Source organism: Streptococcus sp. 2020WUSS084, from assembly GCF_044427445.1.
Classification (GTDB): domain Bacteria; phylum Bacillota; class Bacilli; order Lactobacillales; family Streptococcaceae; genus Streptococcus; species Streptococcus suis.
Genome location: NZ_JAOTGC010000010.1, coordinates 64159 through 79079 on the forward strand (window position 1 = coordinate 64159; position 14921 = coordinate 79079).

At 41.0% G+C, this 14921-nt stretch carries 15 protein-coding genes; 3 read left to right on the forward strand and 12 right to left on the reverse strand.

All coding sequences use genetic code 11. The annotated features are described in order from the left end of the window. Window positions 1-55: 55 nt before the first annotated feature. From ODU50_RS07055 to ODU50_RS07065, 3 genes are all read right to left on the reverse strand, one after another. Window positions 56-790 carry an amino acid ABC transporter ATP-binding protein gene (locus ODU50_RS07055; protein ID WP_002943067.1) on the reverse strand — a complete coding sequence of 245 codons (735 nt, stop codon included), beginning with the start codon at window positions 788-790 and terminating at the stop codon, window positions 56-58. Next, entirely contained in the window at window positions 783-1472 is a 690-nt protein-coding gene (locus ODU50_RS07060; protein ID WP_002938702.1) for an amino acid ABC transporter permease, read from the reverse strand. Before ODU50_RS07060 ends, ODU50_RS07055 begins: the two co-directional genes overlap by 8 nt. 125 nt (window positions 1473-1597) lie before the next feature. Further along, a complete protein-coding gene (locus ODU50_RS07065; protein WP_044758793.1) occupies window positions 1598-1828 on the reverse strand; it encodes a DUF1797 family protein in 231 nt (76 codons plus the stop codon). Between the two features lie 222 nt (window positions 1829-2050). On the opposite strand from ODU50_RS07065, the gene ODU50_RS07070 reads away from it, so the two are divergent. The 3 genes from ODU50_RS07070 (at window position 2051) to ODU50_RS07080 (ending at window position 5283) form a co-directional block, all read left to right on the forward strand. Further along, window positions 2051-4273, forward strand: coding sequence for an ATP-dependent Clp protease ATP-binding subunit (locus tag ODU50_RS07070; RefSeq protein ID WP_099806720.1), 2223 nt, complete (start codon window positions 2051-2053; stop codon window positions 4271-4273). Window positions 4274-4458: 185 nt separating this feature from the next. Next, window positions 4459-4920 (forward strand): NUDIX hydrolase, encoded by a 462-nt coding sequence (locus ODU50_RS07075; protein WP_161947056.1) that lies wholly within the window; start codon window positions 4459-4461, stop codon window positions 4918-4920. A 54-nt stretch (window positions 4921-4974) separates the two neighbouring features. After that, window positions 4975-5283 (forward strand): DUF1827 family protein, encoded by a 309-nt coding sequence (locus ODU50_RS07080; RefSeq protein WP_105152821.1) that lies wholly within the window; start codon window positions 4975-4977, stop codon window positions 5281-5283. A gap of 234 nt (window positions 5284-5517) precedes the next feature. Here ODU50_RS07080 and ileS read toward each other — a convergent pair whose 3' ends face one another. The 9 genes from ileS to ftsA all read right to left on the reverse strand — a co-directional run bounded on the left by ileS (window position 5518) and on the right by ftsA (window position 14653). Further along, window positions 5518-8307 (reverse strand): isoleucine--tRNA ligase, encoded by a 2790-nt coding sequence (gene ileS, locus ODU50_RS07085; protein WP_105152822.1) that lies wholly within the window; start codon window positions 8305-8307, stop codon window positions 5518-5520. A 10-nt stretch (window positions 8308-8317) separates the two neighbouring features. Continuing rightward, window positions 8318-8761: a GNAT family N-acetyltransferase gene (locus ODU50_RS07090; protein WP_105095134.1), complete on the reverse strand. Its 444-nt coding sequence runs from the start codon at window positions 8759-8761 to the stop codon at window positions 8318-8320. Between the two features lie 230 nt (window positions 8762-8991). Continuing rightward, the gene (locus tag ODU50_RS07095) at window positions 8992-9681 is read right to left on the reverse strand and encodes a DivIVA domain-containing protein (RefSeq protein WP_029752573.1); all 690 of its coding nucleotides are present in this window, start codon (window positions 9679-9681) and stop codon (window positions 8992-8994) included. Between the two features lie 8 nt (window positions 9682-9689). Further along, on the reverse strand, window positions 9690-10481 hold the full coding sequence (locus ODU50_RS07100) for an RNA-binding protein (protein WP_105152823.1): 792 nt from the start codon (window positions 10479-10481) through the stop codon (window positions 9690-9692). 2 nt (window positions 10482-10483) lie between these two features. Next, window positions 10484-10747 (reverse strand): YggT family protein, encoded by a 264-nt coding sequence (locus ODU50_RS07105; protein WP_105152824.1) that lies wholly within the window; start codon window positions 10745-10747, stop codon window positions 10484-10486. Between the two features lie 4 nt (window positions 10748-10751). Then, entirely contained in the window at window positions 10752-11324 is a 573-nt protein-coding gene (locus ODU50_RS07110; RefSeq protein WP_024412671.1) for a cell division protein SepF, read from the reverse strand. A gap of 16 nt (window positions 11325-11340) precedes the next feature. Beyond that, on the reverse strand, window positions 11341-12012 hold the full coding sequence (locus ODU50_RS07115) for a YggS family pyridoxal phosphate-dependent enzyme (protein WP_029752576.1): 672 nt from the start codon (window positions 12010-12012) through the stop codon (window positions 11341-11343). Between the two features lie 6 nt (window positions 12013-12018). After that, complete coding sequence (gene ftsZ, locus ODU50_RS07120; RefSeq protein ID WP_105152825.1) at window positions 12019-13248, reverse strand: cell division protein FtsZ; 1230 nt, start codon at window positions 13246-13248, stop codon at window positions 12019-12021. A 25-nt stretch (window positions 13249-13273) separates the two neighbouring features. Then, the gene (ftsA, locus tag ODU50_RS07125; protein ID WP_105152826.1) at window positions 13274-14653 is read right to left on the reverse strand and encodes a cell division protein FtsA; all 1380 of its coding nucleotides are present in this window, start codon (window positions 14651-14653) and stop codon (window positions 13274-13276) included. Window positions 14654-14921: the final 268 nt, after the last annotated feature.

The window sequence follows — 14921 nt, forward strand, 5'->3', positions numbered from 1 at the left end:
AGCATATAGCAAAAAACTCCGAACAATATCGGAGTCGTACTTATCTGTTCATTTATTACAAGACCTTAGACAAGAAATCCTTGGTCCGTTCTTCCTTGGTATGTTCAAAGACTTCTTCAGGCGTTCCATCCTCCACGATGACACCACCATCCATAAAGATAACCCTGTCAGCCACCTCACGCGCAAATCCCATCTCATGAGTCACGATAACCATGGTCATCCCTGACTTAGCCAAATCCTGCATAACAGCAAGAACTTCACCAACCATTTCAGGATCTAGTGCAGAGGTCGGTTCATCAAAAAGTAGGACATCTGGGTCCATGGCCAGACCACGTGCAATAGCGATCCGCTGTTGCTGACCACCTGAAAGGCTTTGTGGATAGGCATTCGCCTTATCTGGCAATCCCACCTTTTCAAGTAATTCCTTAGCCTTCTTCTCAGCCTCATCCTTTGCAATTCCCTTTGTCTTAATAGGTGATAAAGTAATATTATCTAATACCGTCATATTCGGAAAAAGATTGAACTGTTGAAAAACCATTCCCATCTTTTCACGCATCTTGAAAATATCATTTGACTTGTCAGTAATATCAACACCTTCAAATGTAACAGTTCCCTTGGTCGGTACTTCTAAGAGGTTCATTGTACGTAAGAAAGTCGATTTCCCTGACCCTGATGGACCGATAATAACGACTACCTGACCTTGTTGAATATCTAAATCAATTCCTTTTAGAACCTCATTCTTTCCGAAGTACTTATGTAAATCCTTGATAGAAATAATCGCATTAGACATGGAACTGCCCTCCCTTGTTCAACTTTTTCTCAAACGACTGAATAATCACTGTTAGCACCGTTGTCATAATTAGATAATAGCTCGCTGCAAATACAAGTGGTGTTAAAGGAATATAAGAAGTGGATTGAACTGTCTGAGCACCGTTCCATAATTCCATCACACCGATGGTTGACAAAAGTGAACTATCCTTAACAATAGTCACAAATTCATTTCCCAAGGCTGGAAGGATATTCTTGATAGCCTGTGGCATGATAACATAACGCATCGCCTGCTTTGGTCTAATACCAAGCGAATAAGCAGCTTCCAGCTGTCCTTTTGGTACAGCATTAATACCTGCACGAACAGTTTCAGATACATAGGCACCCGAGTTCATCGAAATAACAATGATACCTGGAATCAAGCGTGTCAAATCTACCGTCAAAATTCCTAGCTGAAAAGTTGGTGCTACAAAATGTGTCATCGCAAAAGCAATCATAATCTGGACAATCATCGGTGTCCCACGAAAAATCCAGACATAGATATTAGCAGTCCAAGCTAAAACTTTATACTTACTACGCTGAGCAAAGGCAAGCAACACACCTAAAATACTACCAAAAAATACTGAGAAAAATGCAATAATGAGGGTAACAATTGCCCCATAATTAAAATAAGCCCAATACTCAGGCAAAAAAGAAAAATTCATTCATCCTACTCCAATTCTGTCATTTAGAGTCTATTATACCACTTTTGAATATTTATGCAATACTTTTGTTTATAATATTCATTTTACACAAGAAAAAAGCACCCTTAGGTGCCTCTCACTTCTTCTTAGTACAATAGCTCATAGATTTCCATTGCAATCAAGTCGATGCTATCAAACGCGTACGTTTCACGAGCAGCAACATCACGCAAGGTAAATACTGAACCATTTTCCTCGTCATAGCTATAAGTCACTTCTGCAACAACAATACCATCACGTTCGAAATTACGTTTCAACGTACCGCCGTCATTAGCCATAGCTTCCAGACGATTGATAATTCTCACCAAATGTGATTCCATATTCGTTCTCCTAATCCTTTTTATAGGAATATTTTACCACATATTGCCAAAAAAGTCTTATTTTTTCCCTATTTTCTTCCTATCGCCCTATTTTTCATAGAAAGTTTTTCCAAGCGTAGCAGTTTCTTGATTTTTCTATGAATCTTGTTATAATAAAGCTAGAACTGACCTTTTTTGACTATTTAACAATAGGTCACATTTTTCACAGAAAGAGGTAGAATTATGCTCTGCAAAAATTGTAATATCAACGACGCAACGATCCATCTCTACACCAACTTAAACGGTAAACAGCAGCAGGTAGACCTCTGTCACAACTGCTATCAAATCATGAAAACAGACCCTAATAATGCTATCCTACGTGGGTTAGGAGATTTAACAAATCCTAACAATATGGATCCCTTTAGTGAATTCTTCAATCACCTAGGTGGCTATCCTGGCAATACCCCTGCTGGAAAAAATCGCGAACAGACTCCTCCCACTCAAGCCGGTGGTGGGCATAATGGACGTGGTGGACAGACCCCTCCTCCCCAACAACCAAATGGGCTCCTTGAAGAATTTGGTATCAACGTTACCGAAATTGCCCGTCGTGGGGATATTGATCCAGTAATCGGTCGCGATCAAGAAATTACCCGTGTCATCGAAATTCTCAACCGTCGTACAAAAAATAACCCTGTTCTTATCGGTGAGCCTGGAGTAGGTAAAACAGCGGTTGTTGAAGGCTTGGCTCAAAAAATTGTCGATGGCGATGTGCCACAGAAATTACGAGACAAGGAAGTCATTCGTCTGGATGTTGTCAGCCTCGTACAAGGAACAGGTATCCGCGGACAATTTGAAGAACGTATGCAAAAACTCATGGAAGAAATCCGTAATCGTCGCGAAATCATTCTTTTTATTGACGAGATTCACGAAATTGTCGGTGCTGGTTCTGCAGGCGATGGCAACATGGATGCTGGCAATATCCTCAAACCAGCCCTCGCACGTGGTGAAATGCAACTAGTCGGTGCAACAACGCTCAACGAATACCGTATTATCGAAAAAGATGCCGCCCTAGAGCGCCGTATGCAACCTGTAAAAGTTGAAGAACCAAGTGTCGAAGAAACCATTACCATTCTCAAAGGTATCCAAAATAAATACCAGGATTACCATCATGTTAAATACTCCGATGCTGCTATCGAAGCTGCCGCAGTACTGTCCAACCGCTACATTCAAGACCGTTTCCTACCAGACAAGGCTATTGACCTTCTGGATGAAGCTGGTTCAAAAATGAATTTAACCCTCAACTTTATTGATCCAAAAGAAATTGACCAACGCCTGATTGATGCCGAAAATCGTAAAGCACAAGCTACACGGGATGAGGACTATGAAAAAGCGGCCTATTTCCGTGACCAAATTGCTAAGTACAAGGAGATGCAAAAGGCAACTATCAGCGAGGAAGATATTCCACTCATTACTGAGAAAGAAATTGAGGCCATCGTTGAGCAAAAAACAAATATCCCAGTTGGTGATTTAAAAGAAAAAGAACAGTCCCAGCTTGTGAACCTCGCTAGTGACTTAAAAGCCCACGTTATCGGACAAGATGAAGCAGTTGACAAGATAGCTAAAGCCATCCGCCGTAATCGTGTCGGTCTCGGTGCTCCAAATCGTCCAATTGGATCCTTCCTCTTTGTCGGACCAACAGGTGTCGGTAAAACCGAATTGTCTAAGCAATTAGCTATCGAACTCTTCGGTTCGGCGGACAGCATGATCCGCTTCGACATGTCCGAATACATGGAAAAACACGCTGTCGCTAAACTCGTCGGAGCTCCTCCAGGCTATGTAGGCTATGAGGAGGCTGGACAATTGACTGAAAAAGTCCGTCGTAATCCTTACTCACTCATCCTCCTTGACGAAGTTGAAAAAGCCCACCCAGATGTCATGCACATGTTCCTTCAGGTCTTAGACGATGGGCGTCTGACAGATGGACAAGGTCGGACAGTCAGCTTCAAAGATACCATCATCATCATGACATCAAATGCTGGTACTGGAAAAGTTGAAGCAAGTGTCGGTTTTGGTGCGGCTATGGAAGGGCGGACTCAATCAGTCCTTGGCCAACTTAGCAATTTCTTCACACCTGAATTTATGAACCGATTTGACGGCATTATTGAGTTCCAACCACTGAGCAAGGAAAACCTACTTGAAATCGTCAGCCTCATGCTAGACGATGTAAATAAACGCCTTTCTCACAATGGCATCAGCCTCCATGTAACAGATAAAGTTAAGGAGAAATTAGTGGACCTTGGCTACGATCCAAAGATGGGAGCTCGTCCACTACGCAGAACCATCCAAGATCAGATTGAAGATGCTATCACCGACTTCTACTTAGAACATCCAGCAGAAAAAGACCTACGTGCTGTCATGTCAAGTAAAGGTACAATTCAAATCAAGGCACAAACAAAGACAAAATAAGAAAATAGAGCTGCTCCCTACGAGTAGCCTATTTTACTGTTTTGATACTCTATTTTTCTAAATTTTTCCCCATCTCCATCCTATAAAAAAACTTTACTTTGTAAAGCCTATCACAAGGAAAAATAATAAAAAAGTGGTATAATGTATACAACTCATTCCAATTATGAAAGAGGATAGAATTGCCTATGGAGAAAATCGCTGTATTTGGAGAAAAGAAGGCTGGCGTCAGCTACCAGAGTCGCTTTGGTGTTTACGCAGTTATCCCAGATGAAAAGAAAGAACAAATCATACTCGTTCAAGCACCAAACGGAGCTTGGTTTCTTCCTGGTGGAGAAATTGAAAAGGGAGAAAATCACCTTATTGCCTTGGAGCGCGAATTGATGGAAGAGCTTGGATTCATCGCTGAAATCGGAAAATACTTTGGTCAGGCTGACGAATACTTCTACTCTAGCCACCGCGATACCCATTTCTATAATCCAGCCTACATCTACGAAGTAACTAGCTACCATCAAATCGGACAACCACTAGAAGATTTCAACCATATTGCCTGGTTCCCAGTCAATGAAGCCATCGATAAACTCAAACGTGGTAGTCACAAATGGGGCATTGAACAATGGAAATTGCAAGAAAATTCATTCAATAACTAGTAAAAACACTCTAATCGTGCTATAATGTAGCCAAAGAGATAGAGGAGGTTCCACATGAAAATCATTAACACGACAAATAGTCATCCCAATCTTGTCCAAAGCCAGTTGGCTAATACTGATGCTTTCCTAGTAGAGACTTATTCTGCAGGTAATACAGACGTTATTTTCACACAGGCACCCCGTCATTATGAACTCTTGATTAGTAATAAATACCGTGCAGTACAACAAAATGAAATCGAGCAAATTCGTGATTTCTTCCTTCATCGAAAAATTGATGAACGAACTATTAACAAGGCTGCCATTCAAACGATTCACACAGACCGTTTGATTGAAATATCTATTCCCATTATCGCAGAAGTGTGAGAAGCCAAATGGCTTCTTTTTTTCTATTTATACTCAATGAAAATCAAAAGTAGCCTAGGAAACGAAGCCGAAGATAGAACTCTGTTACTTTCTTATTTCAAGGTAACAGGCTGAAAACCTCCACTGGAGCTTTTCACTCATCAAGGCTCGTGACAACGGATAATTTTGATTTTCGAAGAGTATTACAAAAAAAGCCTATCGCTAGATAGACTTTAACAAATGTATTGTGATTGCTTAGGCTTCAAAACCTTGAGCTACTGCTTCAGCAAAGTTTTCTTCCACTACGCTTGCACAGTGGTCACAGATTGTTGCGCCGTAGCTGCGCTCTGCAACACTAGTATCAATACGGCGGCAACGGTCACACACCTCACCGGCTGCACGTTCTACAGCAAAGGCAACTTCATCAACCACAAGCGCTGTTGATGGGGCAGTTTCAGTTGTTACTGTCAAGTTTGAAACGATGAGCAACTGAGCAAGGTCTGCATTCAAGCTCTCCAAGAAGGACTTGGTTTCAGCTGAGACATAGGCAGTCAAATGAGCTTCAAGTGACTTACCAATCACTTTGGCATTGCGTGCTTCTTCCAAGGCTTTTTGTGCCTGAGTACGGAAGACCATAAAGTTTTCCCAATCAGCTAAAAGCTGCGCTTCATTAGCAAAGGTTTCCACCTCTGGCATTTCCGCCAACTGAACAAATTCTTCTGCTTCGTGTTCCAAGTAAGACCAGATTTCTTCTGCCGTATGTGGTAAGATTGGCGTCAAGAGCTTGGTAATTTTCACCAAGATGTCATAGAAGACAGTTTGCATCTGACGACGAGAAAGTGATTTAGCACCATCAATGTAGACGACATCTTTGGCAAAATCGAGGTAGAAGGCTGACAAATCAAGGGTTACAAAGTTTACTACAGATTTGTAGATGCCCATGAAATCATAATTGTCGTAGGCTTCACGGATTTGAGCTACCAATTTATTGAATTTCACCAAGAGATACTGGTCAACAGAACGAAGCTCTTCGTATGCCACCTCATCACTTGCAGGATTGAAATCCGAAGTGTTGGCAATCAAGAAGCGAAGGGTATTACGGATTTTACGGTAGGTTTCAGAAACCTGTCCAAGAATATCCATAGACACACGGACATCGTTTGAAGTATCAACGGATGTCACCCACAGACGTAAGATTTCTGCACCAAATTGTTTCTCAACATCACTTGGTAGAATGGTATTGCCTAGAGATTTAGACATCTTCATCCCCTTACCATCAAGGACAAAACCTTGTGACAAGATAGCTTTATATGGCGCATGACCATTTACAGCAACAGAGGTAATCAAGGATGAGTTAAACCAACCACGGTATTGGTCTGAACCTTCAAGGTAGAGATCAGCTGGGTAGGCAAGGTTTTCACGGGCATTCATGACACCATTCCAAGATGAACCAGAGTCAAACCATACGTCCATGATGTCTGTTTCTTTGGTAAATTCGCCATTTGGTGAACCTGGGTGAGTGAAACCAGCTGGTAAAAGATCTTTTGCATCAGATTTCCACCAGATGATAGAACCATGTTCCTCAAAGAGAGCTGCTACATGGTCTGTTACTTCCTTGGTCATAATAGCTGTGCCATCTTCAGCATAGAAGATTGGAAGCGGCACACCCCAAGCACGCTGACGAGAGATAACCCAGTCACCACGGTCACGGATCATGTTGTAAAGACGCGTTTTACCCCAAGATGGATTGAAAGTTGTTGCTTCGATTTGGTCCAAGATTTCCTGACGGAATTTAGAAACAGAGGCAAACCACTGTGGCACTGCACGCCAGATGATTGGCTTCTTGGTTCTCCAGTCAAATGGGTAGGAGTGATTGATCACTTCACTAGCAAGAAGCAAGTCACCCAATTTTTCCTTAACCGTTGGCACAACCTTGTCATAGAATTGCCCTTCAAAATCAGGACCCGCAGCTTCATTCATCAAGCCACGTTCGTTGACAGTTACCGCAACCTCCAAGTCATATTTGACACCGACATTGTAGTCATCCTCACCAAAGCCTGGAGCCGTATGGACGATACCAGTACCTGAGTCCGTTGTAACATGGTCACCCAAGATGACCAATTCATCCACTTCTCTATCCCATGGGTGTTCGGTCACGATATATTCAAATTCAGCACCCTTGTGTTTTGAAATCACTTCGAAGGATTCCCAACCGAATTTGGCTGCCAAGCTATCAACCAAGGCTTCTGCCAAGACATACTTACGGTCAGAGCCAGCAGGTTGAACCAAGACATAGTCAATGTCTGCTCCCATTGTCAAACCGCGAGAAGCCGTTACTGTAAATGGAGTGGTTGTCCAGACAACGATGTAGCTGTCTGTATCCAAGAGCCCCTTGCCATCTTTGACCTTATTGGCATAATACAGAGATGTTGAGTCAATGTCATGGTATTCGATTTCAGCTTCTGCAAGGGCAGATTCAGATGACCATGACCAGTAGACAGGCTTAGCACCGCGGTAGATATAGCCCTTGTCTGCCATAGCACCGAAGACACGGATCTGAGCTGCTTCGTAGTCTTTTGTCAAAGTGATATATGGATTTTCCCAGTCTGCAGAAACACCCAAGCGTTTGAAATCATCACGTTGCTTGTCAACTTGGCTAAGAGCGTAGTCACGGCACATTTCAAGGTATTCTACCAAGTCCATTTCCTTGCGCTTAACACCTTGTTTTGCCAAGACTTGCTCAATAGGAAGACCATGCGTATCCCAACCCGGTACAAATGGTGCACGGAAGCCAGACATTGACTTAGAGCGAACGATAATATCTTTAGAAATCTTGTTCAAAGCATGTCCAACGTGGATATTTCCGTTTGCGTATGGAGGGCCATCGTGGAGGTGGAAGGCAGGTTTGCCTTCATTGAGTTCTTGGCGACGAGCATACAAGTTTGCTTCATCCCAAGCCTTTTGCCATTCTGGTTCGCGAGTTGGTAAGCCTGCACGCATAGGAAATGCTGTCTTACCTAAATTGAGTGTTTCTTTTAGTTTCATCATAACTCCTTTATCTTATAATTAATTCCATTTTCATTTCTTGGCCTTCTAAACCAACGGATTGAAAACCAAGTTTTTCTAAAATGTACCTCATTTTATGATTGCCAATAACATAATTTATAGAAATTTTATGACAAAGCGGATCCGCCTTCGCCTTTCCAATCATTTGCTGGATGGCTTCCTTTCCGTATCCACGATTTTGAAAATCCTTATCAATCAACAAGCGCCATAAATAATAACTATTATCTTTGGGTTCAATAGATAACATTGCAAAACCGACAACTTTTCTGCCAGATAGCACAGCATATGGTAGAATCATTCCCGAATCTTTATATAGCCAAGCTTGAGCTAAAGAATATTCAACCGATGCCACTCGGCGCTGGTCCTCAGGTGCAAGTTGAACTTGTAACACTGCTTCAAAGTTATCCTTGTTTACTAATTCTAATCGTATCATAAAAATAAAAAAACTCCCGCCAAATAAGGACGAAAGTTCGTGGTACCACCTTAGTTTAGATAGAGCTTCCCCTATCCCTCTATGTTCGTAACGTGAACAGACGTCTCTCCTTACTATTTTCAGGAAAAATCAAACAAAGTGATGATCCATAGAAAGAGATTGTAGGGCTTCCACCATCTCCTACTCGCTTAAAATATTTCTAACGACCTTGTCTTTGCTTATGATTTCTATTATTCTTCTATTGAAAGTACTACAGGTTCTCCACTCTCAAAAGCTGCTGCCTGACGAGTTAATTCTGCAATCTCTTCTGGTGTCAATTGACGTGTATAATCCAAACTTTCTTCTTCAACAGGTAATTCTTCATCCAATGCCTTATGAAGAACATCACGGAAAGCCTCGTCACTTGTTTGAATGTAACTTGCTGTTGGGCGAAGAATTTCCTCCCATTCAGATGAATTAACCAATGATAATTGGCTTTCTACTGTTGATTTCAGACGCTGATGGAAAATACGTGTCTGGTTTTTTAATTCTTCAGTTTCAATGACAACTTTTTTCGCGTTGTCAGTCGCATTACGAAGAATTTCATTTGCCTTATCTTTAGCTTCATGTAACAATGTTGCCGCATCATAGTCAGCTTGTTTAATAATATTTGCCGCTTGATCTTCAGCCGCAACTTTTACTTTCTCAGCTGTATCTTGAGCTAAAAGAACTGATTTACTCAATGATTCTTTCATCTCATCAAAATAAGCCAAACGTTCTCGCAAATTTTTCAATTCTAACTCTTGGTCATGATTTTTACGAATTAAATCCTCATAATCACGCGTTACAATGTCCAAAAAGTCATCAACTTCATCTGCGTCGTATCCTCTAAATTTTGTAGCAAAGGTTTTATCTTTTAATTCTAATGCTGTAAGTGCCATCTTTCCTCCTAAGTTTTAACAATGTCTAACTTTAATTTTATCTTCCCTTGCTTAGAAAAACCTAAAAATTCATTTAGGCGAACTCTACCATATCTCCTAACACTAATTAATTGCCCTATTTCAACTAATTTACTGGTTTGTTCTGTCAGAACATAATCCAACTTCACATGTCCAGCCTCAATCAACTTATTTGCAGTTGCCCTTGAAAGATTAAATGCGACCGAAATCAATTTATCCAATCTCATACTGGAAACCAACACATCCTTTGAACGCCATTCCTGTCCAATCGGTAGTCGAACAGTCATCCATTCTTCTTCCTTTCCCTTAACAGGGACACGAGCAACTTTAGTGATAGATTGTAAGGCAATCTGCCCAAATTTCTGATTGATAAAGACAATCAATCGTTCCTCATCAATCAAAATATCACCCAAATACTCCCTTTTAATCCCTAGTTGATTGAGAAAAGTTCCAAGAACTTGTGAATGGGATAAGGTGTGAAATTTTCTAGCATAGGACAAATGAAGAGCGGTTAACTCAAAGTCCTTGATGTCCAACTCATAATAAGCCGGGGCAATTATAACCCGCGAATGTTCAGTCGAAACAAAATCCCGACTAGAAAACGTTTGTAACTGGTAGTAGTTAGCAATTTTGCATACAATTTCATCTTGTCTAGGATGTAAAAAGTGAGTTAATCTATATGAATACGTATCTTCAACTTGCTGACACATATCCATTATTTTCTCTACAAACTCTCTTTCTTCCCTAGAAAAATGTTGCAATAAGTTTTTGTCATTTTTCATAACTATGCTAACAGTAGCAATAATTGAATCAAAAGGCGAGTTCCCATATTAAGCGCAATCATGGCTGCCATTACGGTCCAATCCAACCCCATAAATTGCAGATTAAACCGCCTAAAGGGTTTTAAAATCGGTGCTACCAGCCATTGAATCAAACGACCAATCGAGCTTGTGTATAGGCTAGGAAACCAACTTAGCAAAGCGTATGCCAATAAGAGATAAGAATAAATCTCTACAATTTTTAATAGTAAAAAAATCAAAATTTGCATAGCGTTACCGTTTTATATCAAAGTCAAAATTTGAATCAGCCGCACCAGTAGTTGTACCAGCATTAGCATTGCGCAATTCTTCAATATTGACTGTGACATTTACTGGAGTTAACAGCCACATGGTATTTGAGACCTTTTTCAAATTTCCAGATAATACTGAACGAGCACCATCCAAGTAGTCTAGGCAACGTCTTGCTTGTTGCTCCGACATATATTGAAAATCAATGAGAATACTCGCATTGTCTAATAAAAGATTTACCATCTCTGGTGCGTCTTCATAACGTTTTGGAAACTTAATATCAATTGTAGTTTTGACAATCTCTTTTTCGTTATTATTAGTCATCAATTCTTGCTGCCTTTCATGTAGGCGTTGAAGTTGACTTTCTGAACGTGCTTCCCGACGCGTCTCTACTTTTGGCTGCTGTTCGCGCACAGGTGCAGCTGTAGTAGTATTGGCAACACGCATTTTAGGACGATCATTAGGCATTGAATAGGCATCTGCCTGTTCTTCAACTTCATTGACTTCGTCAACTTCAAAGTAATTAAATAAATTCTTAAATGTATCTTTTAATGCCATATTTTCCTCCTCTCCATTATTCAAAGAATGCTGAGCCAATTCTCACATATGTAGCTCCGTGAGCAATGGCGCGTTCAAAGTCTCCACTCATTCCCATACTCAACTCTGTAAAGGGCATACGTGGTAAGTTCCTTGCAGCTAGTTCTTCTTGGATTTCCTGCATTTTAGAAAAAATCTCGTCTAATTCATCATCTGTAGCATCAATCGGTGCCATCGTCATCAATCCAACAAGTTCAATGTTCTCCAATAAACTAATTTCAGCAAGTGCCGCATCAATCTCAGATACTGCAAAGCCATGCTTACTCTCCTCACCGGAAACGTTGACTTGGAGGAAACACTTGACTATTTTAATAGCACGTTTATCTATTTCCTGAGCTAGTTTGACAGAGTCTAGGGCGTGGAAATAATCAACAAATGGAATAATGTCCTTGACCTTTCTTCTCTGTAAAGTCCCTATCAAATGCCATGTCAATTGTTTGTCTGCTAGGGCATTATACTTTTCTAAGAACTGATCGACTCGATTTTCTCCAATATGAGTAATTCCAGTATTCACTAGCTGATTAGCAATAGAGCTGTCAACATATTTGGTGACAGCTATTACCTTTACTGATTCACTCGGACGACCTGCCTTCTCAGCAGCTTTTGCAACTGCTGAAAAGATAGCATCCTTATTCTTTTGAAAATTCATTTTAGTTTAGCGATTACGGAAGAATGGTGGTGTATCCAATTCATCCTCATCTTGATCCATTGTAAATTTTTCGACGGAAACAGTAGATGTTGGTTCTGCGTCAGTTGGACGAATCAAGTTTTCGCGACGCAAATCCCACTCTCCGAAGGCAGAAGCTTTCGGCGCTTCAGTTTGTTGTGCAGCTCCACGAGCTGGTGCTGATGCTACTGAATGATCAAAGCGTTGAGAAGGGCGTGGTGAAACAGCTTCCGTGCGATGGCGGACTGGTTTATCAGCAGTATCTTGACGAACACCTGTAGCCACAACAGTCACACGAATCTCATCTTTCATTGTTTCATCAATAGATGTACCCAACCAAATGTTAACACCTTGACCCGCAGCCTGATTAACGATTTCTGAAGCATCTTCTGCTTCTGTCAGAGTCATGTCATAACCACCTGTAACATTGACAATGACATCCTCTGCACCATCAATTGTTGTTTCAAGAAGAGGAGAATAAATCGCTTTACGAGCCGCCTCAATCACTCGGTCCTCACCCGTACCGATACCGATACCCATCAAGGCGTTCCCTTTGTTTTCCATAACTGTCTTCACATCTGCAAAGTCCAAGTTAATCAAACCAGGATTTGTAATCAAGTCTGTAATTCCTTGAACACCTTGACGAAGAACATTATCAGCTTCGCTTAGCGCTTCTAAAAGCGGTGTTTTCTTATCAACAATTTCAAGAAGGTTGTTGTTTGAAATAATTAAGAGTGTATCTACTTGTTCGCGAAGACCTTCAATTCCCTCAATCGCAAAGTTTCCACGTTTATTTCCTTCAAAACCAAACGGACGAGTCACAACTGCGACAGTCAAGGCACCCAAGTTTTTAGCAATACGTGCAATAACAGGAGCCGCACCAGTCCCTGAACCACCGCCCATACCAGCAGTGATGAAGACCATATCTGCACCAGTTAATACATTAGTCAATGCTTCTTCGCTTTCCTCAGCAGCTTTACGACCAACCTCAGGTTGACCTCCAGCACCCAAACCACGAGTCAATTTAGGACCTAGTTGGATAACTGTTTCAGCTTTAGAGCTACTTAGCGCTTGTACATCTGTGTTTGCTGCAATGAACTCAACCCCAGCAACACCTTCTTCAATCATACGGTTAATCGCGTTTCCGCCACCACCGCCGACACCGATTACTTTAATGACAGCACCATGACTAGCTGCTGCTTCAAATGAAAATGCCATAGTTTAAATCACCTTTTCTTTTCTCTTATTCAAACATGCTGCCAAACAAACCACGAATGCGATCTGTGATGTTTCCCTTAGCAGCTGGACGAACTTCTTCTTCCTCATCATGGTAAGTAGGAGCAACTTGTTCCTCTACCTGATCAACTGTGTTCAATTCGTTCACGATTTCTCTTTGAATTGGCTGACTAATTCGAGGACGAGCAACAGGAATTTCAACTGGCTTATGTCTCAAGGTAGTCTCGCCATTTACTGCATGTTGGGCAATATTTTCAACATCTTCTAACTCACCAACATACTCAACAAAGCTAATCACACTTGCAAATGCTGGATTGCGGATACCAATTTGATTTGGAACAAAAAGTTTAGTGTTAACACCAAACACTTCTTGGGCCAATTCTGTAATTCCTGGTAAGATGGCACCGCCACCTACAATGACTATTCCCCCTGGTAAATCTAGAGCACGTGTACGCTCCAAATCTTGTTTCACACGGTCAAAAATCTGACGCAAACGTGCCGCAATCACTTCTGAAAGGTAGCGCTCGGTCACTTCAACTGGAGCGTTTTCTCCAATCACTTCGACAGTGAACTTTTCCTTATCACTTGCATCTTGCGGATAGGCAATGCCGTAGTTGTATTTCAAGTTTTCAGCAATACCCTTTGATGTTGTCAATACTTTTGAAATATCGTTTGTGATATAATCTCCACCTTCTTGGTAGATGTTTGTGTATTGCAACTCTTGGCCACGCATAACAGCCACAGTCGTTTGACCACCACCAAGATCAATGATAGTCGCACCAAACTCACGTTCACCTTCATTCAATACAGAGCGAGTTAGTGCCAATGGAGAAATTACAATATTTTCAACTTGGACACCTGCACGCTCCACCGTTTTACGAAGATTGTGAAGAATGGTACGTGGTCCTGTGTACAGCATACCACGCATTTCCAAGCGAATTCCCATCATTCCACGAGGGTCCTTAATGCCTTGGAACCCATCGACAGTGAACTCTTCTGGAATAAATGAAATCACTTCGCGTTCCGGAGTCATACTCTTTGTCAATGCTGATTTTACAACATTCTCAACATCCAAGTCTGTAATTTCTTGTGATTCTGTTGTAACAGGAATCATCCCTTGAGTCGGTTCAATCTGAAGAAGGTTGGCAGGTAATCCAACATTTACCTTTTCAATGCGGATACCTGACTTTTCTTCTGCCTGCTCGATCGCTTTTTTAATCGCTCCAGCAGCCACCTCAATATTTACAATAATTCCATCTTTGACGCCAGCACTTTTTACATTGCTGACCCCAATCACATTCATTTCGTTATCAATATATTCTGCAACCAAGACTTTAACGGAGCTTGTACCAATATCTAATCCCGTAAAAAAGCCGTTTCTAGCCATTCTATCAGTCCTCTCTTACTTCCAACTTTAACAAATCATCTTCCATTTTGAAAAAATAGTATAATTAGTCATCCTTCATTATACCATATTATATCGTTTTTTGGTGATTTTAAAGGATTTTTTTATTACTTTTTCTTTACAAGTAAATTCCCAAAGTAAGTTCTAGTCTGTCTTAAAAACTGGAAACTAGAATGAGACAAAGAAATAAGGTAGAACTTACTATGGGACAAGTTGGTAATCGACAATGAAAAACAAACACTTAACTCTC